The sequence below is a fragment of the Paenibacillus agaridevorans genome (genome assembly GCF_003112455.1).
Taxonomy (GTDB): domain Bacteria; phylum Bacillota; class Bacilli; order Paenibacillales; family Paenibacillaceae; genus Pristimantibacillus; species Pristimantibacillus agaridevorans.
Genome location: NZ_BDQX01000458.1, coordinates 487,679 through 507,809, shown reverse-complemented (window position 1 = coordinate 507,809; position 20,131 = coordinate 487,679). Strand labels below are relative to the sequence as shown.

At 52.7% G+C, this 20,131-nt stretch carries 16 protein-coding genes; 13 read left to right on the top strand and 3 right to left on the bottom strand.

Features of this window, described 5'->3' with window-relative positions; genetic code table 11:
- The 6 genes from PAT3040_RS36140 (at position 1) to PAT3040_RS36115 (ending at position 9,411) form a co-directional block, all read left to right on the top strand.
- A complete protein-coding gene (locus PAT3040_RS36140; protein WP_181377031.1) occupies positions 1-1,644 on the top strand; it encodes a helix-turn-helix domain-containing protein in 1,644 nt (547 codons plus the stop codon).
- Positions 1,645-1,748: 104 nt separating this feature from the next.
- Positions 1,749-3,440, top strand: a complete 1,692-nt coding sequence (locus tag PAT3040_RS36135) for an extracellular solute-binding protein (RefSeq protein ID WP_181377030.1) — start codon at positions 1,749-1,751, stop codon at positions 3,438-3,440.
- A 63-nt stretch (positions 3,441-3,503) separates the two neighbouring features.
- Positions 3,504-4,403 (top strand): ABC transporter permease, encoded by a 900-nt coding sequence (locus tag PAT3040_RS36130; protein WP_108996383.1) that lies wholly within the window; start codon positions 3,504-3,506, stop codon positions 4,401-4,403.
- 19 nt (positions 4,404-4,422) lie between these two features.
- Positions 4,423-5,304, top strand: coding sequence for a carbohydrate ABC transporter permease (locus tag PAT3040_RS36125; RefSeq protein WP_108996382.1), 882 nt, complete (start codon positions 4,423-4,425; stop codon positions 5,302-5,304).
- 29 nt (positions 5,305-5,333) lie between these two features.
- Complete coding sequence (locus tag PAT3040_RS36120; RefSeq protein WP_108996381.1) at positions 5,334-7,919, top strand: GH39 family glycosyl hydrolase; 2,586 nt, start codon at positions 5,334-5,336, stop codon at positions 7,917-7,919.
- 187 nt (positions 7,920-8,106) lie between these two features.
- The gene (locus PAT3040_RS36115) at positions 8,107-9,411 is read left to right on the top strand and encodes an FAD-binding protein (protein ID WP_108996380.1); all 1,305 of its coding nucleotides are present in this window, start codon (positions 8,107-8,109) and stop codon (positions 9,409-9,411) included.
- Here the strand turns inward: PAT3040_RS36115 and PAT3040_RS36110 are convergent.
- Positions 9,366-10,529: an acyl-CoA dehydrogenase family protein gene (locus PAT3040_RS36110; RefSeq protein WP_108996379.1), complete on the bottom strand. Its 1,164-nt coding sequence runs from the start codon at positions 10,527-10,529 to the stop codon at positions 9,366-9,368. The two genes, PAT3040_RS36115 and PAT3040_RS36110, sit on opposite strands and share 46 nt — an antisense overlap.
- Before the next feature lie 123 nt (positions 10,530-10,652).
- Here PAT3040_RS36110 and PAT3040_RS36105 point away from each other — a divergent pair, with 123 nt between their 5' ends.
- From PAT3040_RS36105 to PAT3040_RS36090, 4 genes are all read left to right on the top strand, one after another.
- Entirely contained in the window at positions 10,653-11,225 is a 573-nt protein-coding gene (locus tag PAT3040_RS36105) for a GNAT family N-acetyltransferase (RefSeq protein WP_108996378.1), read from the top strand.
- Positions 11,226-11,284: 59 nt separating this feature from the next.
- Positions 11,285-12,139 carry an SDR family NAD(P)-dependent oxidoreductase gene (locus tag PAT3040_RS36100; RefSeq protein ID WP_108996377.1) on the top strand — a complete coding sequence of 285 codons (855 nt, stop codon included), beginning with the start codon at positions 11,285-11,287 and terminating at the stop codon, positions 12,137-12,139.
- A complete protein-coding gene (locus PAT3040_RS36095) occupies positions 12,139-13,662 on the top strand; it encodes an AMP-binding protein (protein WP_108996376.1) in 1,524 nt (507 codons plus the stop codon). The genes PAT3040_RS36100 and PAT3040_RS36095 overlap by 1 nt, the downstream gene beginning before the upstream one ends.
- Before the next feature lie 111 nt (positions 13,663-13,773).
- On the top strand, positions 13,774-15,168 hold the full coding sequence (locus PAT3040_RS36090; protein ID WP_373864003.1) for an MATE family efflux transporter: 1,395 nt from the start codon (positions 13,774-13,776) through the stop codon (positions 15,166-15,168).
- Positions 15,169-15,277: 109 nt separating this feature from the next.
- Here PAT3040_RS36090 and PAT3040_RS36085 read toward each other — a convergent pair whose 3' ends face one another.
- Positions 15,278-15,808 (bottom strand): hypothetical protein, encoded by a 531-nt coding sequence (locus PAT3040_RS36085; RefSeq protein ID WP_108996375.1) that lies wholly within the window; start codon positions 15,806-15,808, stop codon positions 15,278-15,280.
- A gap of 160 nt (positions 15,809-15,968) precedes the next feature.
- Between PAT3040_RS36085 and PAT3040_RS36080 the strand changes: the two genes are divergently transcribed.
- Both PAT3040_RS36080 and sigJ read left to right on the top strand, forming a co-directional pair.
- Positions 15,969-17,270 carry a phytoene desaturase family protein gene (locus tag PAT3040_RS36080; RefSeq protein WP_108996374.1) on the top strand — a complete coding sequence of 434 codons (1,302 nt, stop codon included), beginning with the start codon at positions 15,969-15,971 and terminating at the stop codon, positions 17,268-17,270.
- Positions 17,248-18,147 carry an RNA polymerase sigma factor SigJ gene (gene sigJ / locus PAT3040_RS36075; RefSeq protein ID WP_108996373.1) on the top strand — a complete coding sequence of 300 codons (900 nt, stop codon included), beginning with the start codon at positions 17,248-17,250 and terminating at the stop codon, positions 18,145-18,147. The genes PAT3040_RS36080 and sigJ overlap by 23 nt, the downstream gene beginning before the upstream one ends.
- 107 nt (positions 18,148-18,254) lie before the next feature.
- Here sigJ and PAT3040_RS36070 read toward each other — a convergent pair whose 3' ends face one another.
- Complete coding sequence (locus PAT3040_RS36070) at positions 18,255-18,848, bottom strand: NAD(P)H-dependent oxidoreductase (RefSeq protein WP_108996372.1); 594 nt, start codon at positions 18,846-18,848, stop codon at positions 18,255-18,257.
- A gap of 131 nt (positions 18,849-18,979) precedes the next feature.
- On the opposite strand from PAT3040_RS36070, the gene PAT3040_RS36065 reads away from it, so the two are divergent.
- The gene (locus tag PAT3040_RS36065) at positions 18,980-20,020 is read left to right on the top strand and encodes an AraC family transcriptional regulator (RefSeq protein WP_087570204.1); all 1,041 of its coding nucleotides are present in this window, start codon (positions 18,980-18,982) and stop codon (positions 20,018-20,020) included.
- Positions 20,021-20,131: the final 111 nt, after the last annotated feature.

The following is a 20,131-nucleotide window of genomic DNA, read 5'->3' as shown; positions in this document are numbered from 1 at the left end:
ATGTACAGATTGTTGATTGTCGATAACGAACCAAAAATCGTCAAGGGGTTGCAGCAGCTGTTTGAAGAGGAGCAAGGACTGCTGGAGCTGGAAGTATACCGGGCTTTTTCCGCCCATGAGGCTTTGGAATGTCTGGAGCGGATCAAAATCGACATTATTTTGTCCGACATCCGGATGCCGGGTATGGACGGTCTGGAACTTCATCGCCAGGTTATGCTTCGTTGGCCGCGATGCCGTGTCATCTTTCTTTCGGGCTACGATGATTTCCGTTATGCCCAGGCGGCGCTGCGTCAAGGCGGCGTGGACTATATTCTGAAAACCGACGGCGATGAGGCGATTATCCATGCTGTTGAGAGAGCGGCCGATGATTTGTCGAAGCAACTGGAAACGGAACGTTGGGTTAAGAGTGCGGCGGAGCAATTCCAGGAATCGTTGCCGATGCTGCGCAAAGAGTATATTACCGCGCTGCTGCGCGGCGAAAACAAGGCATCGCAAGCGCGCCTGGACGAGCTTGGCATCCCGCTCCTGACGGAGCAAAAAGTGCTTATGGTCGTCGGGCGGGTAGATTGCTGGCGCGACGATATAAGCTTGACGGATAGAACGTTGCTTTCATACGCCGTCCAGAATATGGCGGAGGAGCTTTTCCGGCGGAAGCATCTTTATTCGCTAATGCCGGAGCCTTCGCGTTTTGTATGGCTGCTGCAATCCGGGACAGAGTTGGCGGCCGGCGCCGTTCCGGAAAAGCCGGACGCGCTTGCACGCTTCGTGCAAGGAACCTTGGAGTCCATCCAGGCGGCTTGCAAAACCTGGCTGAAAGTTACGATTTCGTTTGCCACCGCTTCCGATCCGTCGGAATGGGGGGCGCTTCCGGCCAAATATGCCGAGCTTAACGATGTTCTGTTCCACGGGCTTGGCGAAGGGGTCGAAATGCTGCTGACAGACCGCTATCTGGCTGCAACGGGCAAAGCGGACAAAAGCATTTACGAGCTGCTGGCCAGAAGCAAGCTGCAGCAATTGCTTGCGCTGGAGCCGGAAGGATCGAAGGAAGCGAGGCAAGCTTTCACAGTGACGTATTTGCAGCTCAAGGAGCTTTCTTTGCATTGCCGCAACGAAATGGAGGTATTGTCCGAAATCTATTACGGCGTCGGATTTTTGCTAATTTCCTTGACGAATCGCAACCGCAACGGACAGGCGGCGCGCGACTCCAGCGATTACAAATGGCCAAGCCTTGGCGATCATTCCACCTGGGAGCAGACGCTGGCTTATCTGGACAATCGATTGGAACGGTGGATTTATCTGCGGGAGGGAAACCGCGAGGAAAATACGCATTCCATTATCGGTCAGTTGAAAACGCATATAGCCGATCATCTGGATCAGGATTTATCGCTCAGCCGATTGTCTGAAATCGTTTATCTCAACCCTTCGTATTTGTCCCGCCTGTTCAAACAGCATACAGGTGTCGGCCTGCTGGAATATACGACCAGTATGCGCATGTTGAAAGCACAGGATTTGCTAAGCCATTCTGTGCTTAAAATTCATGAGATTGCGGCGCGCGTCGGCTTTGATTCGGCCAATTATTTTGGACGTTTCTTCAAGAAAGAGACCGGAATGACGCCGCAGGAGTACCGCGACAGGAAGCGGTAAAGAAATGAATGAACAATGTCAAAAACGTGCGATTTCGTCCCCATGCCCCAGCTCCTATAATAAAAAATGTAAGACAAGACAACATCGACTCGAGGGGGCTTAGCATGAAACGTATGGCAAAATCAGCCGGTATAACGCTGGCGGCATTGATGATGGTGATGACCGCCGCATGCAGTACCGCGAACAATGGCAACAAAGCAAACGAAAATCCAGGCAGTTCTCCCGCGGCAACGGAAAACCCGGCGGCAACCGAAAGCGCTGCTCCGGAAGAAACAATCGATCCGTTCGGCAAATTTGATCCGCCGGTCAAATTAAACGTCGTCAGAAATACGGATTCGACATTTAAGTTCAAAGAAGGAGAATCGTTTGACAACAATGCCTGGAATAGCGCTTATAGCGATCAGCTAGGCATCGAAATTGTGAACAAGTGGATTGTGCAAAGCGATCAATACGATCAAAAAATGAATGCATCGATTGCCGCAGGGGATTTGCCGGACATATTCCGGGTAAACGCGGTGCAATTCAAGCAGCTTGCCGATGCGGGCCAGCTGGAAGATTTGAGCGAGGCGTATGAGAAATACGCATCCCCGCTAAGCCGGGAGCTGATCGAGAACGGGCAGGTGGCCAAAGCTGCCGCAACAATCGGCGGCCAATTGCTGGCTCTGCCGCAAGCGCAGGATTATTACGGCGGCGCGCCGTTGCTGTGGGTGCGCACGGACTGGCTGACCAAGCTCGGCTTACCCGAGCCGGAGACGATGCAGGACGTATTTGCCATTGCCGAGGCATTTACCAATCAGGACCCCGATGATAACGGAAAGGCTGACACTTTGGGGTTGGCGTTGTCGAAAGAGCTGTTCGGCGGCTATCCCGATGTGACGGGATTTATGAACGGCTTTCACGCCTATCCGAAAATCTGGATCAAAGACGATTCCGGCAAACTGGTTTACGGCAGCATTCAGCCTGAAGCCAAAGCCGCTCTTGCCAAGCTGCAAGAAATGTTTAAAGCCGGACAGATCGATAAAGAGTTTGGCGTCAAAGACGGCAGCAAAGCTTCCGAGCTTGAAGTGGACGGAAAAATCGGCTTGCATTTCGGCGCGATGTGGAACCCGCTGTTCCCGCTGCAAGGAAACAAGGACAAGGAGCCGCAAGCGGACTGGAAGCCGTATCCGATCCCATCGATCGACGACAAGCAGGCCAATGCGCAAAGCAGCCTCGACTACAACCAGTTCTGGGTTGTACGCAAAGGCTATGAGCATCCGGAAGCCGTTATCAAGATGTTTAATTTGAACAATAAAATTTTCGGCGATAGCGAGGAGCCGGAAGTGTACCATAGCAAAGACGGCGTCGAGTTCCACAAGTATTCGCTGCTCGGCAATACCGGCACCGGCGAAGGTCTGATCGGCGTGCAGAAGCATATCGCGGACGCCTTTGCATCGGGAGACGCGTCGAAATTGACGGGAGAGGAAAAAGGCTATTACGACAAGATCGTCGCGCATGAAGCCGGAGACAACTCGGGCTGGGGCACGGATCGTGTATTCGGCAAGCTTAGCTCTTATTCGGTTATCGGCCAATATTATCATCAGGATAAACGACTGACGGTCAATGAATATTTCGGCGCGCCTACCGAAACGATGGGCGACCGAAAGGCGACTTTGGAGAAGCTTGAGCTGGAGACCTTCACTAAAATCATTTTGGGCGCGCCCATGGAGGAGTTTGATAAGTTTGTGGCCGATTGGAAAAAGCTCGGCGGCGATCAAATAACGGCCGAAGTGAACGAGTGGCTGGCAACGAAATAATCGGCAAGCAGAGACGGGGGCGCTGCAGCCCCCGTGGATGTCTCCGAAAAGGTGGCATAACAAATGGTTGAGAAAAACTGGTCGCGGCAATTGCCGCTTCATCTGATGGTGATGCCGGCTCTGTTGCTTGTTCTCGTATTCAGTTACGGCCCGATTGCGGGACTTGTAATTGCTTTTCAGAAATATTCCATCGTCAAGGGCATTTTTGGTTCGGAGTGGATCGGGTTCGACAATTTCCGTTACGTTTTTTCCTTGCCGGGAACGCTGGATGTTATCGGAAATACCGTGCTTATTGCCTTTATGAAAATTGTGGCCGGTCTGATCGCGCCGATTGCAACCGCGCTTTTGCTCAATGAAATCCGGATAGAATCCATTAAGCGCGGGGTGCAAACGCTCATTTATTTACCGCATTTTCTGTCCTGGATCATTCTCGGCAGCATTCTGATCGACATTCTTTCGCCTTCAAGCGGCATCGTCAACCAAATGTTGGGTTTAATTGGCATCAAGCCGATATTTTTCCTCGGAGACAATCAATGGTTTCCCTATCTGCTTGTCCTGTCGGATGTGTGGAAGGAGTTTGGTTTTAGCACCATCGTTTATTTGGCTGCGCTTACAAGCATCAACCCGACATTATACGAAGCGGCGGTTGTTGACGGAGCGGGAAGATGGAAGCAGACGCTGCATGTCACGCTGCCCGGCATGTTGCCTATCATTATACTGATGTCGACGTTAAGTCTGGGCAATGTGCTTAATGCCGGATTTGATCAGGTGTTCAATCTGTATAGTCCGCAGGTTTATGAAAGCGGCGATATTATTGATACGTTTGTTTATCGTCTCGGACTTGTAGACGCGCAATATGCGGTCGCAACCGCGATGGGCATGTTTAAATCCGCCGTATCCGTATTGTTTGTGTCCGTATCTTATTACTTAGCGTATCGTCTGGCGAATTATCGTATTTTCTAGAAGGATAGGAGAGAGACAGATGGTTTATACATCCTTCGGCGGGAAGCTTTTTACTGTTGCGAATTATATACTTTTGATTGCGCTTGGTCTTCTGTGCATTCTACCCCTGATCCATGTCGGTGCGGTTTCGTTCAGCTCGAGTACGGCGGCGGGAGCTGGCAATGTGAATTTATGGCCGGTGGACTTTACATGGAAATCCTATCAATTTGTGTTGCAAAAAAAGGAATTTTTGCGTTCGATGGAAGTGAGCTTGCAACGGGTTCTGTTGGGGACTGCGGTTAATATGTCATTAACCGTCATGCTCGGTTACGCTTTATCCAAGGAGTCGCGCAGTTTTTTCGGAAGGACCTGGTATGCCTGGTTTTTTGTCTTGACGATCTTTATTAACGGCGGATTTATTCCCTGGTATCTGGTGATCAAGGAAGCGGGCTTGCTGAATTCGCTTGGCGCTCTGGTGTTGCCGGGAGCGGTCCCTGTGTTTAATGTCGTGTTGCTGCTGAATTTTTTCCGCACGCTCCCCAAGGAACTTGAGGAATCGGCGTTTGTGGACGGAGCGGGCCATTGGACTATTTTGTGGAAAATATTTATCCCGTTGTCCCTTCCGGCTCTTGCTACGATCGGCTTGTTTACGATTGTTGGCCATTGGAACGCCTGGTTCGACGGTCTTATTTTGATGAATTCTCCGGACAAATACCCGCTGCAAAGCTATTTGCAAACCGTCGTTATCAATCGCGATTTGTCTTTAGTCAATTCGACGGATATAAGCATGCTGGCCGAGGTATCCGACCGGACGCTGAAGGCGGCGCAGACGCTGCTGGGCGCGTTGCCCATCCTGTTGGTATATCCGTTTCTGCAAAAGTATTTTGTCAAAGGAATGGTGATGGGCAGCGTGAAGGAATGAGGAGTCAGATTGTGAGGAGATGATGATGGATGAAGGTTTCGGGAAAAGCTGAGAAATTAGCCCAATGGTGCGCGTTGTTTGGACTTCTTTCAGCCTTCGTATTGACGACTGTGCTGCCCCGAAGCGCGGCGGCTGCAGGCAATGTACACATCAATGTCAATCTGGCCGCCCAAGGCCCGATTATGGAAAACAAACATTCGATGATCAATGTGTGGGACTTCAGAATTCATTGGACATCGGAGGCGGAGGGGAGGCCGTCCAATTATTTTGCCGCCAATTATCCGTTTGTCAAAAATGTGCAATTTATGACCGCGACGGGAGGTAATGATACTCGCGATTTGTTCGTTGATCCGTACAATAATGCGACCAAGACGGACTACAAATTCGATGAGTTGATCGATGCCTTGCATAATGTGGTGGATCAGGGATTAAAGCCGTTTATCAAAACGGGAGCGGTTCCGCTCAAATTGTCGAACAGTCCGCATATTTCATCCGCATTTGGCGTCAATGTCCGACCACCGGCCGACTACGATGTTTACTACAATTACATTAAGGCGATGGCCGATGCGATTGTGGCAGAGTTTGGCATCAACGAGGTCAAAACCTGGACATGGGGCGTGCTGACCGAATATGAAAATTCGGATTGGTTTATTGCCTCAGACGGTTCTCCGAACACAACCAAAATTGCGTATTTCAAGCTGTACGACTATACTGTTGCGGCGTTAGAGGCGGCTATAGGCGCGGGCAACCTGAATGTCGGCGCACATAGCATGTCCGTTGTAAATGCGTTATGGGATGAAAGGGATTTTATCCAGCATGTAGCGACGGGAACAAACTATAAGACGGGTACTGTCGGCACACAAATCGATTATTTGGCGGCGTCGTATTATGATATGGCTCCCGGTCAAGGCAGCTCCGGCCTTTCGTTTGCGGATACGATCAATCTGCTGCGTGACAAAGCCAATTCTGTCGGGCTGACCAATCTGAAATTCGGCATCGACGAAGGACGCATTCTGAACGGTCCAAGCGATGACGGAAGAGCATTGTTCTCCAGAATTATGCCGCACACTTATCAGGGCACCTATGACGCCAAGCTGTTCAGAATTATGAATGATGCGCAAATCGACTGGCTTTCCACCTGGGGACTGACGACCGAAGCTTTCTGGGGCGGCGTGCCCGCCGTGGGCACCCATATCGCCAATCTGGCTTACAAGATGACAGGGGACAATCGGGTCGGCTTTGCCGTTACCGGATCGACCGGGGACCCCGGCAATGAAATCGACGGCATAGCCGGCTTTAACCGCTCGACCAATACTGTACATGTGATGGCTTATAATCATAATAACAATATGAATGCGATAACGGGCGAAACTCCGACGATTACGATTAACAATATCAAACCTGCTTCGGGCAGCACCGTGACGGTAAAGCAATGGCTTGTCGATGATTTGCACGGCAATTTCTGGCCGGCATGGAGAGCGGACTTGTTGGCAAGAGGTTTGACAAACTCCGCATTCAGCTGGTCCAAATATTCGCTTGAGGTGCCCAAACATCTCGTGAACGCGGCGGATATTGCTTACTGGTACTCCCGCGAGTCGGCGTACAAAACGGCAGCGACCCTGACTCCGACCACAACAACGGCAACGGTGACGGGCAACAAGCTTGTGCTGACCCCGCCTCTGGCGCACCACGGCGTTGTGTTCTATGAGATTTCGAATGCCACCAACACGGCAACAACGACACCGATGGTCGATGACCTGAACAATTGGAGCAAAACCTATTCTCATAGCTCCGGTCTTATTTTCGATACGGCCAATGCAACTCAGCTTGGAGATTCGAGCCGGGCGTCGCGCAACAATACAAACGCTTCTCCGACGGAAAATATCGTTTATCAATATTCGGACATCCGCGACTTTAGCGTAACCGGTTTGTACGCTACACATGCCGAGGCGATCAATGACTTCAAATTTTATACATCGCCGAACGGAACAACCTGGACGCAGCAGACAGGCTGGTCGAAGACGGATACGCCGATTAACGGTGGGGACTGGACCAGGCGGTTATATACGATGGCTGCGGCTCCGGCGGGAACCGGTTATCTAAAGGTCGAATTTCCGACCGGCGGAGCGTTAAGCTACAATCCGCAATTAAGCAAGGTCAGTCTAAATTATGTGCACAACTACGTGGTCAATCCGGGATTTGAAGACAATACGGCGCCGGTGCAATCACCCTCCGGTTGGTATACAACGGGCAAAAATCTGGATTCGGACTATACGGAAGGAAGCGCCTATAGCGGCTCCTACAAGCTTGTTCATTGGAAAAACAGCAATTATCAATCGTATACTTATCAGACGATAACAGGATTAAGCAATGGACTGTATACGCTCAAGGCATGGGTGAAAAGCGATTACGGCGGTTTGGGAACCGCGTATATGCAGGCCAAGGATTACGGTGGCTCAAGCGTAACCGCCAATATTCCGACAACATCGACCTGGACGCAGATTAGCATCCCAAATATCAATGTAACGAATGGTCAAAGCATGATCGGATTTTATTCCAACTCCCCGGCCAATGCGTGGTATTATGTCGATCATGTAGAGTTTGTTAAGCAATAGCCGAAATAAAGCTGCAAAATAAAGCCCGGTCCGCGCAGGACCCGGCTTTATTTGTGTGCGGCGACATTCGCCTGAAGCAGCTCCAAGGGTTGGCGGCAACTCTTTAAAGACAAGTCCTTGTTTCTGCGATAAACTGGAAACAGAACTTTATCGCATAAAAATATAGACGCCAAGGGAGAGGAACAGCTTGAGATACGAACGGAATTGGGCAGGCAATTACATGTACCAAGCCAAGGAATGTCATGTGCCGGGGACGGCCGAAGAGGTGCGCGAGTTAGTGAGCCGACTGGATCAAATAAAGGTGCTTGGCTCCAGACATTCCTTTAACGCCATCGCGGATACGGACGCGGCACATGTGTCACTGGAGAGGTTAAATGGCGTCGTTGAGCTGGATCGTGTCCAACATCGAGTAACCGTCGAGGGCGGCATCCGCTACGGCGAACTGTGCGGTTATTTGCATGAGAACGGTTATGCGCTTCACAATTTGGCTTCTCTGCCGCATATTACGATTGCGGGAGCTTGCGCGACGGCGACGCACGGCTCGGGGGATCTCAACGGCAATCTGGCTACAGTGGTCTATGGCATCGAGCTGGCTACAGGTGATGGGAAACTGATCACTCTAACCAGGGATGATGAGGATGGTCTGCTCGCGGGAGCAATCGTTGGTCTTGGAGCGCTGGGTGTCGTGACAAAGCTGACGCTGGATCTCGTGCCAGCCTTCGAAATAAAGCAACATGTTTACCAAGGTTTGCCGCTCTCCAAGCTTGCGGACTGCTTTGAGGACCTATTCGCTTCCGGATACAGCGTCAGCTTGTTTACGGATTGGAAGTCTTCGTCCTTCCACCAGGTGTGGAGGAAGTCCGTTGTAAAGCCTGGCGACGAGTCAATAGGGGGAGATCCCACTAGCTGTTACGGCGCCGTGTTATCCGATGATAATCTTCATCCCGTGCCGGGTTATGCGGCGGACAATTGCAGCGATCAACGCGGCATCGCGGGACCTTGGCATGAGAGGCTGGCCCACTTCCGCATGGACTTTACGCCAAGCGCGGGCGAGGAGCTGCAGAGCGAATATTTTGTGGCGCGCAAGGATGCCTACGCTGCTCTCGAGGCGCTGGATGGCCTGCGCGATCTCATCTCTCCGCTTCTGTTCGTAACGGAGGTGCGAACGATTGCAAGCGACAACCTGTGGTTAAGTCCATGCTTCGGACAAGACTCCGTTGGCATCCACTTTACATGGAAGCCGGATTGGGAGAGAGTCAGCGCGGCGTTGCCGATCATTGAAGCCAGTCTTGAGCCGTTCGGCGCGCGTCCGCATTGGGGCAAGCTCTTCGCCATGGAGCCGGCCAAGCTGCAAGAGCTCTATCCGAAGCTGCCGGCCTTTAGGGAGCTGGTGCAGAAGTTCGATCCCGAGCGGAAATTCCGGAACGGATTTTTGGAGCGGTATATTTACGATGAAACGCCGTCGGAAAGGGCGGAGGATGCCAGATTCTGAATGACCGTGCCGTCCATGGGCGGATTATGCAGTCCCGCCCGCACGTCCCTGTAGTAACGTTCCAACGGCAGGCTGCGAGATAGACTGGAGCCTCCGACAATCCGCATGGCAAGATCCACGACGCGAATCGCGTTGTTGGTCGTGACATGTTTCGCGAGACCAAGCTCGGGCTTCAAAGCGGGACGATTGTCCGGTTCCTTGTCCCATCGGTCCGCTGCAGCGAACAAAACGGTGCGAGCAGATCGCAGCGCCAACTCCATCTCGCCGATAGAAGCTTGAACGGCGGGGAATGAAGCGATCGGCTTGTCCGTATAGTTCGGTTGATAGGTGCGGGCGAATTCCAGCGCGTAGTCTCTGGCGGCAAGCGCAATGCCCATATAACATGCCGGTATATGCAGCAGCCAGCCGGACCCGTCGTCGATGCCGCCGCCCGCGATGCGATGCTCCGATGGAACGAACGCGCCGTCCAATATGACATCGTGACTGCCTGTCGCCCGCATCCCTAACGAATTCCAGGTCTCTACCAGCGTTACGTTTTCCGACTTCATGACTAGAAATTCGCTGACGGCAGCTTCTTCCGGAATATAGGCGGATACGACGAATCGGTCCAGAATCGGCGACAAAGTGCTAAACGTCTTGCGGCCCGTCAACCGCCAGCCGCCATCCGAACGGACGGCGATTGTCTCCGGCCTGCCGCCGCGGCTGGGGCTTCCCGTCGAGGCTTCGCTTGCGAACGTGTTGATCATCGTGCCGTCCCGAACGACGGAGCGGCATAATTCCGCGAACAATTTTTGCTGCCACTTGCCCGATTCCCGGTAGTGAAACACTTGCCCGACATGCCAGCCTACGGCGAGAGCCGTGGAGCCATCGCCGTAAGCCAGGCGCTCCTGCAGCAGGACAAGACCATGCAAGTCGATGCCGTCGCCGCCGTATTCCGCAGGGACAGTCAGCTTTAGATAACCGGCTTCCCGCAGGTCGGCGAAATTGTCGAATGGGAAAGAGGCCTCCTCATCATGCCGGGCCGCACGTTCCACGAATTTCGCAGCCAAACGCTCGACTTTCTCCACACGTAAACGTTCTTCTTCATTGCGCACAAATTGATCTATATAACGAGACATTACGTCCACTCTCCTTCACCCTGCACTTGATGTAAATTTAATGATACACCTTATTCAAGCTTCGGACTATACGGACTCTTTATACATCAACCTATTGAATCGAATACTAAGGAGGCTGCGGCTATGCAAATAAAAGACGTATTTGGAAAGCTTCCCTTACTGGAGACGGAGCGGACGAAGCTTCGTCCTGTCACTTTACAGGATGTTGAAGATATGTACCGCTATTGCTCGGACGAAGCCGTCGCCGAATATACGAGCTGGTATCCCCATGGGACGCTCGATGACACGCTTGGCTTTATCCGCCATCTGGAGCGCAAATACGATAGCGGCGAAGTTGCGCCGTGGGGTGTCGTGGACAAGGAAGAAGACCGATTAATCGGTACTTGCGGCTTCGTGCATTGGGACCCCGTTCACCGTAGAGCGGAACTGGGATATGCGTTGTCCCGGCGCTATTGGGGTAAGGGATACATGACAGAGGTCGCGGCCGCAATCATTCAATTCGGCTTTACGGAGATGGACCTTATCCGTCTCGAAGCAAGATGTCTCGTACCTAACATTGGCTCGGCCAGGGTGATGGAGAAGACGGGCATGACTTACGAAGGAACGTTGCGCAAGGTTGTGTTGAACAAGGGCGTTCATTGCGACTTAAAGGTTTACTCGATAGTCAAAGGTGAAGACGGCTCGAAGCGACTATAAAAATCTATTCGACGGTCAATGATTCGGATTGTACGAAGACGGAAGGGGGGACGAACAACATGAAGAGCTACAGCATACTGGAGCGAATTTTGTTCCCCCGTACTCGATTGAGCGAGATGAAACTAAAGGAGGCGCTGAGTGGCAAAACGGTTCTAATTACCGGCGCCAGCTCCGGCATAGGGGAACAGCTTGCTTATCTGGCAGGCAGAAGTGGAGGAAGTCTCATTCTTACGGCAAGACGAGAGGAGAAACTGCTGGCGGTCAAGAGGTCGATCGAAGAGGAGGCGGAGGGAGCGAAAGTGTCGATTTTTAGCGCGGATCTTCGGGATGCGGCGCAACTGGAGGCGCTGCATGCTTTTATTCGGGAACTTCCGAACCAGCCGGATATCGTCGTGAGCAACGCGGGCTTATCGATCCGCAGAGCCATCTTCGACTCGCTCGATCGCGCTCATGACTTCGATCGTACGATCGCGATTAATTATACGGCGCCGCTTAGGCTTCTGCTTGGGCTTATTCCCGGTCTGCGAAGTAATGGCGGTCAAATCATCAACATCTCCACGATTAATATGTCCTTAATTCCATTCCCCCACTGGTCTGCGTACCAAGCGTCCAAAGCCGCCTTCGACACCTGGTTCCGCTCTGCCGCGCCGGAGCTGAATGCGGCTGGGATCGCCACGACGTCGGTCTATCTTCCGCTTGTTCGCACGCCCATGATCGCGCCGACCAAAGCTTATGAGAGCAGTCCGGCGATGAGCGCCGAACATGCCGCGCAGCTTATCGCAAGAGCCATTTACACGCGACAAAGAAGAATCAGGCCATGGTGGCTTCCTTTCGGTGAGCTTGCTTCCTTATGGGGCAGAGGGGCATGGGAGCGAGCGGCTCCTCTCCTATTGCGGAGAAGGGAGAGGCGGTAATGCGATTTCTGCTTCTGCTCGAGGTGATGTACAAGCTTCGGCTGCTTACGCCAGCTGGCCTGTGGCGTCTGTTGTCGGCGATTGGCAGACACGGCATAAATGTGATGGCCCTGCTTAGAATTGCGGAGCGAACGCATGGAGACTCTCCAGCCATCGTGGATGACCGAGGCAGTGTCTCCTATCGCGAGCTGCTTTCGCAGGCAAATCGGCTTGCTTCGCTGCTAACTTCCCGTCATGGAGTAAAGCGTGGCATGAAGATTGGACTCATAGGGAGGAATAAGCTGGCATTAGTGCGCTCTATTTTTGCCGTCTCGGCAACCGGAGCGGATCTGTATATGATGAATGCAGAGCTGAGCCCGAGCCAATTAAAGGAATTGGCGGCTAACAACGAACTGGATCTTATTATATATGACGACATAAGGGCGCTCGACATAGAGACGCCGGAGCATAAAGGCTGGGCGATCGTCAGCTTGGCGTCATTGGATTGGCAATTGTTGACGGCAGGCGAGACGTCAAACCTTCCTCGCTCCTCATCCGGACGCATCATGCTGCTGACCGGCGGTACGACCGGGCGGCCGAAGGGCGTGGCGCATAAACCTTCGCTGTTGCATTATTTGCCCCCGTTTGCCGCGCTTCTTAACAGACTGCCCCTGCTTGGTTGCCGTACCGTCTATATTGCGACACCTATGGCCCACGGTTATGGGATCGCAAATTTGTTCCTGTTTGTCGCGCTTGGTTATAAGCTGATTCTGACGCCTCGATTCAAAGCCGAAGATGCTTGCGCCCTGATCCGCGAGCATGGAGTAGAGGTAACGATCGTCGTTCCCTTGATGGTGAAGCGGATGCTCGGGCATGATTCCGGAGCTTTGGCTTCGCTACGCTGCATCGTATCAGGAGGAGCTGCGCTGAGCGGCAATCTGGCATTGGAGACTATGAACACGCTAGGCGAGGTGTTATTTAACCTTTACGGAACAACAGAGGGAGGACTCACTACAATTGCGACGCCGCGGGATATGCGAAGGATACCGGAAACCATAGGCAAAGCCATTAGAGACGTCCCGCTGTATGTGCTGAGCGAGTCAGGACGCTTGGCTCGGGCTGGCGAAGTCGGACGGCTGTGCATAAGAAGACGGAAAGGATTGCCGGGACAACGCGCCTCCTGGATCGAGACGGGGGATGTCGGCGTCAGGGAAAGCAGCGGTTTGTACCGGCTGTTGGGCAGAAGCGACGACATGATCGTATCCGGAGGAGAAAACGTCTTTCCCGCTGAAGTTGAAGGGATTTTGCGGCAGCATCCCGATGTGGAAGACGTAATCGTTATCGGGGTAGATGATCATACGTTCGGTCAACGGCTTGCCGCATATGTAGAGCTGAAAAAGCAAGCGGTTCTGTCGGAAGAGTCGCTGATGATATGGCTTCGGCCGCGTATGGCCAGATACCAGTTGCCCAGGTCCATCGTCATGATGGATGAGCTGCCATATACGCCGATTGGCAAGCCGGATCTTGGAGCGCTCAAGAACTGAAATTTTATTTCGAAAAGCGGCCGAAAGTCTGCTTTATTTGTTATACTGGGAAGGCTGGAGGCGACGATGTCGTTACTCCCGCTATCGTAACAGAAAAGAAGTGATGATGCCGTGCACGGCTTGACAACGAGACTGCGCAATCGAAGCGTGGCGCTATTGAATCGTTATTTTACCGGAAGTTCTATGGATTACAAACAAATTTTCGCCATTATTATTCCCATCTTCGTGGATTCCGCGTTTATCGTATTGATGGCGATTATGAATACGGCCATGATCAGTTCCTCGGGGGTTGCGGCGGTGAGCGCCGTCAGCATGGTCGACTCCATTAACATGTTCATTATCAATCTGTTCGTGGCCGTTGCGACGGGAGGGACGGTCATAGTCGCGCAATACAAGGGCAGCGGCAATGACGCGATGGTGTCGAAGGCAGCCTCCCAATCGGTATCGACCGTGGCCTTGCTGTCGATCTTGCTCTGCGTGGTCATGATCGTCTTTCATGGCTCGGTGATTGAAATGCTCTTCGGGAGCGCAGAGGCAGACGTCCTGCATAATGCGAAGATCTTTCTGATAGGGAGCTGCATCTCGTATCCGTTCCTCGCCATTTATCAGGCGGTGACCGGCGCCCTGCGCGGTGTCGCGGAGACGAAAGCATGCCTGATGTTATCGGTAATCATGAATCTCTCTTATTTCCTGCTCAATCTCGTGCTGGTTAAAGGGTTTGATCTGGGCGTAGTCGGGCTTTCCATCTCGCTCATTGCCGCACGTGTGTTGGGGATGGTCGTCTCGATTATCTACCTGCTTCGTTATAACCAGACATTGCGCTTCAAACTGAAACATCTGTTGCAAACGAACTGGTCGCTTCTTCGCAAGATTATGTACATCGGCGTGCCCTTTGCGCTGGAGCAGATGTTCTTTAATGGCGGCAAGCTGCTGACGCAGACGTTTATCGTCCAGCTCGGCACGCTGGCCATTACGGTCAACGCGATTGCGAATTCGCTGTCCATGCTGTTCCAGATTGGGGGCATGGCGCTCGGAGCGGCTATCGTTACCGTCGTCGGACAATCCATTGGACGCAAAAATATGGACGACGCAAGAAAGTTTATTTCCTCTTTTCTTGGCTTGTCCAACGTATTTTTCGTGGTGATTACGATCATCCTGCTGGCGATCTTCCCGCTTCTCGTTCATCTGTACGCACCGCCGGAGGAGATTGTGCCGGATATATTCGCACTTATCGTCTTAATTTCCGTCTCGCAGCCGTTGCTGTGGTCGATTAGCTTCATCTTGCCTTCGGCGCTTCGGGCCGCGGGCGATTCGAAGTTTACGTCCATATCGTCGCTGCTGACGATGTGGCTGCTCCGCATTATTTTGGGCTATGTGCTTGGCATTACGCTCGGGTTCGGATTAATGGGCGTATGGGTCGCGATGGTTGCCGAATGGGGCGTGCGCGGAGCTGTGTTCTATTGGCGTTACAAGGGAGACAAGTGGTACAAGCATAAGTTGATTTAATAAACAATCACATCGTAAAAAGAAAAGCAGCCCTGAATCTTGACCGAACAGCGAGTGATCGACTAGCAAATCATTCCGTTGATCAACAAGGGGCTGCTTTTACTTGGATTTATATCGAGAAAAAACGAATAATACCGAGAACTGCGAAAGCAAACAGCACAGTTCCGCTGCAAATGCCAGCAATCGCGCTGCGGGCGACTCCCAGCTTGGGTGCGACGAATACCGATAAAATGGATGCAGCCGTCAGCAAGGCGGCAAGCACGTAAAGGCTGGCATCCTCGAACACCGGAGCAAGCCCGATAAAATGAATACCGACGATAAAGGCGATTAACGGCGCCACGAAATCGGACAGCTTCTTGCGAATGAGAATGAAAGCCCCTATGCCCGCGATAATAAACTCGGCGTACACGGTTATGAGATAAACACGGAACGAGCTTGCTTCGTTTAATGCGGATGCCTCATCCCAGTTCGTAATGCTGAGATAAACGCCTAGTAAACAAACGAGGAGTGCCAGTCCCGAAGCGATTCCCAAATAAAGACGCCATGAATTGCGAGGTCTTTCCTGTGCCCAGCCGAACCAACTGAAGCTGAACATGCCGAAAATGGCTGCGTACATGGCATAATCCCGAATATAGTCCATTATTCTCCTCCCATTTGGCATAATTAGGTTCACTATAGCACAGCAGGACTGGGGAAGGATATGGAAATACGAACATGCTGGTTTATTTTTTTCGGATAGAGATGTCACAAATCAATCGACCTCCCCGTCATATTGGCAAATACGCGAAAGGGTGATGGGGATGGAAAGGTATGACGTGGCGATCGTGGGCGGAGGTATTGCGGGATTAACGGCCGCGGTTCTGGCCAGCAAGGCTGGCAAACGAGTTGTTGTCATCGAGAAGCAGAACCGGCTTGGCGGCAGGGCGATGACGAATCGGAAGGAAGGAGCTTATTTCAACCTGGGAGGCCATGCTTTATACAAAGGCGATGCCTACGAGACGTTCCGGGAGTTCGGATGTTCGTTGCAGGGAGGGGAGCCGTCCATTGACGCTTTCGGCATTTGGAACGGGAAGCTCAGCGTGCTGCCTACCAGCGTTTCTTCGCTGCTGGCGTCGCCGCTGTTGTCTTGGAGGGGCAAGCTGGAGTTCGCGAGTTGGCTGATGAAATTTCCGAAGATGGATACCCGGAATTACGATGGAATCAGCTTAAGAGATTGGATTGAAGGAAATATCAAAGATCCTATGGTGCGGCATGTGTTCTATTCGCTTCTGCGTACGGCGAGTTATGGGATGGCGCCCGATCTGCAAGCGGCGGGTCCGGTGCTGCGAGGGCTTGCCAGCGCCATGCAAGGCGTTATTTATCTGGATGAAGGCTGGGGGGCGCTTGTTCGGGAGCTGCAGGAGAAAGCTTCCCGAGAGGGAGCCTCGTTCTTGACCGGTACAAACGCGGCAAGCGTTTTGCATGAGCTAGGTGCCGTTACTGGCGTCGTGCTGGACGATGGCTCATCCATTAGCGCAGAACATGTCATTGTCGCGTCGTCGCCAGCCGTTGCATATAAGCTTGTTCCTCAAGCCGACGCTACCGCACTGCGCGTATGGAAGGAACAATCCATCGAAATCACGTCCGCTTGCCTGGATGTTGCGCTGAGGAAGCTCCCGATGCCTAACCAGCAATTCGTCTATGGCATTGATAGGCCGATTTTCCTGACGAATCAGTCCCGTGCGGCCAGACTAAGCGATGATGGCGCCCAAGTCGTATGTCTCATTAAGTATCAAGGGGCGGGTTCGAATCCGGAGAAGGATCTGAAGGAGCTGGAGGAGACGCTTGATCTCGTGCAGCCGGGATGGCGAGGGGAGCTGGTCGCGAAACAATATTTGCCGAAAATAACAGTGTGCCATGATTTCCTCCATGTTCGCGGTCGAGTGCATCCGGGTCCGAACGTACCGGAGATCAGCGGATTATATGTGGCAGGCGAATGGGCGTCCCATGGCGAATTATTGGTAGACGCCGCCACGGCCAGCGCGAAAAGGGCCGTCCGGCATATGCTGGGGAGCGGCATCGGGGAGGGCAACTCAAGAAATGGACATCGAGTCGTTATATAAGGAACATCGAGCGGAGCTGTTCGCGTTGTCGTACCGCATGTTGGGGAGCGTTATGGATGCGGAGGATATCGTACAGGAAACCTTTATTGCGTACGGACAATCTTTAAGCGTCGAGCCGGTTCGGAACGTACGGGCTTATCTATATCGAATCGCGACGAATCGCTGCCTGGATTTGTTTCGGTCCTCGGCGAAGAAGCGGGAGCTCTATGTCGGGCCATGGCTGCCGGAGCCGCTGCTCGGAGACTTCAACGGCGGTGCAACAGGCGGCGAAGATCCCGCGCTGGCTTACGAGCGTAGCGAATCGATGTCCACGGCGTATCTCATGCTGCTGCAGCAGCTGAACGCGGTAGAGCGAGCCATATTTTTGCTCCGGGAGCTGTATCAATATTCTTATGAGGACATTTCGGAGATCGTCGGCAAGCATGCAGCGAATTGTCGGCAAATTTATCATCGGGCGCATAAGAGCATTCGCGACAGCAAGGGTGAGCATCCAACTGCAGAAGTTGCGGAATCTCTTGTCAAGTCGTTCGTGCAGTCCGTTTTTAAGGGCGATCAGTCGCGAATTCTGGAACTGGTCAGCGACAACATCGTCTTTCTGTCAGATGGCGGCGGCAAGGTGCGGGCGGCTCAAGTGCCTGTGCGCGGCGCAAAGGCCGTTCTGTCCTTGCTGCAAAATCTGCTTGTCATGTATGACGCTACGTACCAATTCGATTATGTTTGGATGAACGGCACGCCGGGACTCCGTTTCGATTTCGACGACGGGAACCGATACATCTATTCTTTCGGCTTCCGGGACGGGGTTATCGATCATATTTATTGCATTTGCAACCCCGACAAGCTTGGCCATGTGCCTCCGTTAAACAACGGAAATCAGTAACGGTCTGTTTAGCTGTCGGCTGTTTCCCGAACACCTTTTCATCTACAAGGCGAGCTATCGCTCGCCGTGGCCAATTAATTGTGGTTAGGAAGCGGTTCAAAACCTGCTTAAGACATTTTTTCGCCGAGAGTTTTTGCCTTCTTAAGCCACTTGGCGCGCTGCTCGGGAGTGGATGGTTTGATCGGCGTAAGTTCTGTAATGCGGACAGGATTGATCCCGCAAAACTTCAATATGTTTTTTTTCATCACAATATGTCCCGCATTGCGATATACGAGCCGATTGTACCAGGATGGCGTATCCATCGTAACGAGCAAATGCGCGGTGCGGCCGACAAGCAGCTTATCCCAGAGAGCGGAGTTCTCGCGGTATTTGAAGGCGAAGCCGGGCAGGAAAACACGATCGATGAAGCCCTTCAGCAAGGCTGGCATGGCTCCCCACCAGGTTGGGTAGACGAATACCAGGTGATGAGCCCACCGGATCAGCTCCTGAGCGCGAATTAAGTCTGGCTCGAGCTCGGTGCGCTTACGGTAGCCGAAGGACAAAATAGGGTTGAAAGCAAGCTCGGCAAGATTTAGCCTGCGTACCTGCGCGCCGCTGCCAAGGGCGCCGGTTGCGTAAGCGTCGGCTAGCGCGGCATTAAAGCTGGCAGAATCGGGATGGCCGTTAATAATAAGAATGTTGGATTTGTTCGTTAGGGTCATGGGAAGTTACCTCCATCGATCATGGGATTCGTAATGCCAGATTCAGCATACGCCATTTGGAAGAGCATGTGGATGATGGATGGCGCAACCCGGATTGTGAATTTACGCAAGAGAAAGGAGGGGAGAGGCGCTTGAGCAGCGAAAAGGTAGCGATCACGATGGTATTTCCCATTTTAAAGACCATTGTGCACAAAGGATACGATCGCGAGCAATTCTGCGCATCGGTATCGCTTGACGACGAATTGCTGCGGGATCCGGAGGCGCGTATTCCTGCAGCCGAGCTGGAACGGCTTATGATTGCCGCCGCTATTTATACGGATGACGATCATTTTGGCTTGCGCCAGGGCGAGATTACGGATTTTGCGGATATGGGCATTCTCGGTTACGTAATGATGCACTCCCGCACGGTCGGCGAAGCGCTCGCCGCGTATAGGCGGTATAACGATATATTGTGCAGCGGCTTTCTAATGGACGTGGAGCCGTATGGTGACGAGGTCAGAATCGTCATACGGCTTCAGCATCCCGATAAAGACAAGATGTCCCGCCATTGCGTGGAGGATATGACTTGCTCCATATTTAAAATGATGGGCAAATTAAGCAATCGTTCCATAGCCCTTCAAGAGGTATCGTTCCAGCATGCCCCACCGGCTGACGTCGATCCCTACCTGAGTGTGTTTGGTGTATCGCCGATGTTCGAACAACATGAGACATATCTTCGTTTTTCTGCTGAGGTACTCGGCTATCCAGTGATGTATTCCGACTCCAAGCTGTTGGAGCTGTTCGACAATATGGCACGGCAGACGCTTGAGCAGCTAGCACAGACGGAGAGTCACGGGATGGGGGAACGGGTGACAGCTTGGATGAAGGCATGTCTGCCCGCCGAGTTTCCAACCGTCGTGCAGACGGCGGAGGCGCTTGGCGTTAGCGTGCGAACGCTCCAGCATAAGCTCCAACTGGAGGGGACGTCGTACAATGATTTGTCCATCGGGGTTCGCAAAGAGCTGGCCAAAGGTTATCTGGAGAAGCGAGGTGTTTCGGTCGGCGATATCGCTTATGCCTTGCACTTCTCGGAGCCAAGCGCGTTCCAAAGCGCCTTTAAACGATGGACGGGGCAGACGCCGGGGCAATACCGGGAACAGGCATGGCGGGAGGGAGCGGAGCAAAGCGGGTAGTGCTGGTTGCTTGAATGAATGGTCGTATCGTTACCCAAGCCATGATGATCTGTCGATTGGGGCTGTCCCAAAAAAGTCGCAAATTGGCTTTTGGGATAGCCCCTTCGGCAG

Bases quoted from the DNA above. Each gene is read 5' to 3' on its own strand.
- PAT3040_RS36140 (WP_181377031.1), top strand. From the start codon at position 1: ATGTACAGATTGTTGATTGTCGATAACGAACCAAAAATCGTCAAGGGG.
- PAT3040_RS36135 (WP_181377030.1), top strand. From the start codon at position 1,749: ATGAAACGTATGGCAAAATCAGCCGGTATAACGCTGGCGGCATTGATG.
- PAT3040_RS36130 (WP_108996383.1), top strand. From the start codon at position 3,504: ATGGTTGAGAAAAACTGGTCGCGGCAATTGCCGCTTCATCTGATGGTG.
- PAT3040_RS36125 (WP_108996382.1), top strand. From the start codon at position 4,423: ATGGTTTATACATCCTTCGGCGGGAAGCTTTTTACTGTTGCGAATTAT.
- PAT3040_RS36120 (WP_108996381.1), top strand. From the start codon at position 5,334: ATGAAGGTTTCGGGAAAAGCTGAGAAATTAGCCCAATGGTGCGCGTTG.
- PAT3040_RS36110 (WP_108996379.1), bottom strand. From the start codon at position 10,529: ATGTCTCGTTATATAGATCAATTTGTGCGCAATGAAGAAGAACGTTTA.
- PAT3040_RS36105 (WP_108996378.1), top strand. From the start codon at position 10,653: ATGCAAATAAAAGACGTATTTGGAAAGCTTCCCTTACTGGAGACGGAG.
- PAT3040_RS36100 (WP_108996377.1), top strand. From the start codon at position 11,285: ATGAAGAGCTACAGCATACTGGAGCGAATTTTGTTCCCCCGTACTCGA.
- PAT3040_RS36095 (WP_108996376.1), top strand. From the start codon at position 12,139: ATGCGATTTCTGCTTCTGCTCGAGGTGATGTACAAGCTTCGGCTGCTT.
- PAT3040_RS36085 (WP_108996375.1), bottom strand. From the start codon at position 15,808: ATGGACTATATTCGGGATTATGCCATGTACGCAGCCATTTTCGGCATG.
- PAT3040_RS36080 (WP_108996374.1), top strand. From the start codon at position 15,969: ATGGAAAGGTATGACGTGGCGATCGTGGGCGGAGGTATTGCGGGATTA.
- sigJ (WP_108996373.1), top strand. From the start codon at position 17,248: ATGGACATCGAGTCGTTATATAAGGAACATCGAGCGGAGCTGTTCGCG.
- PAT3040_RS36070 (WP_108996372.1), bottom strand. From the start codon at position 18,848: ATGACCCTAACGAACAAATCCAACATTCTTATTATTAACGGCCATCCC.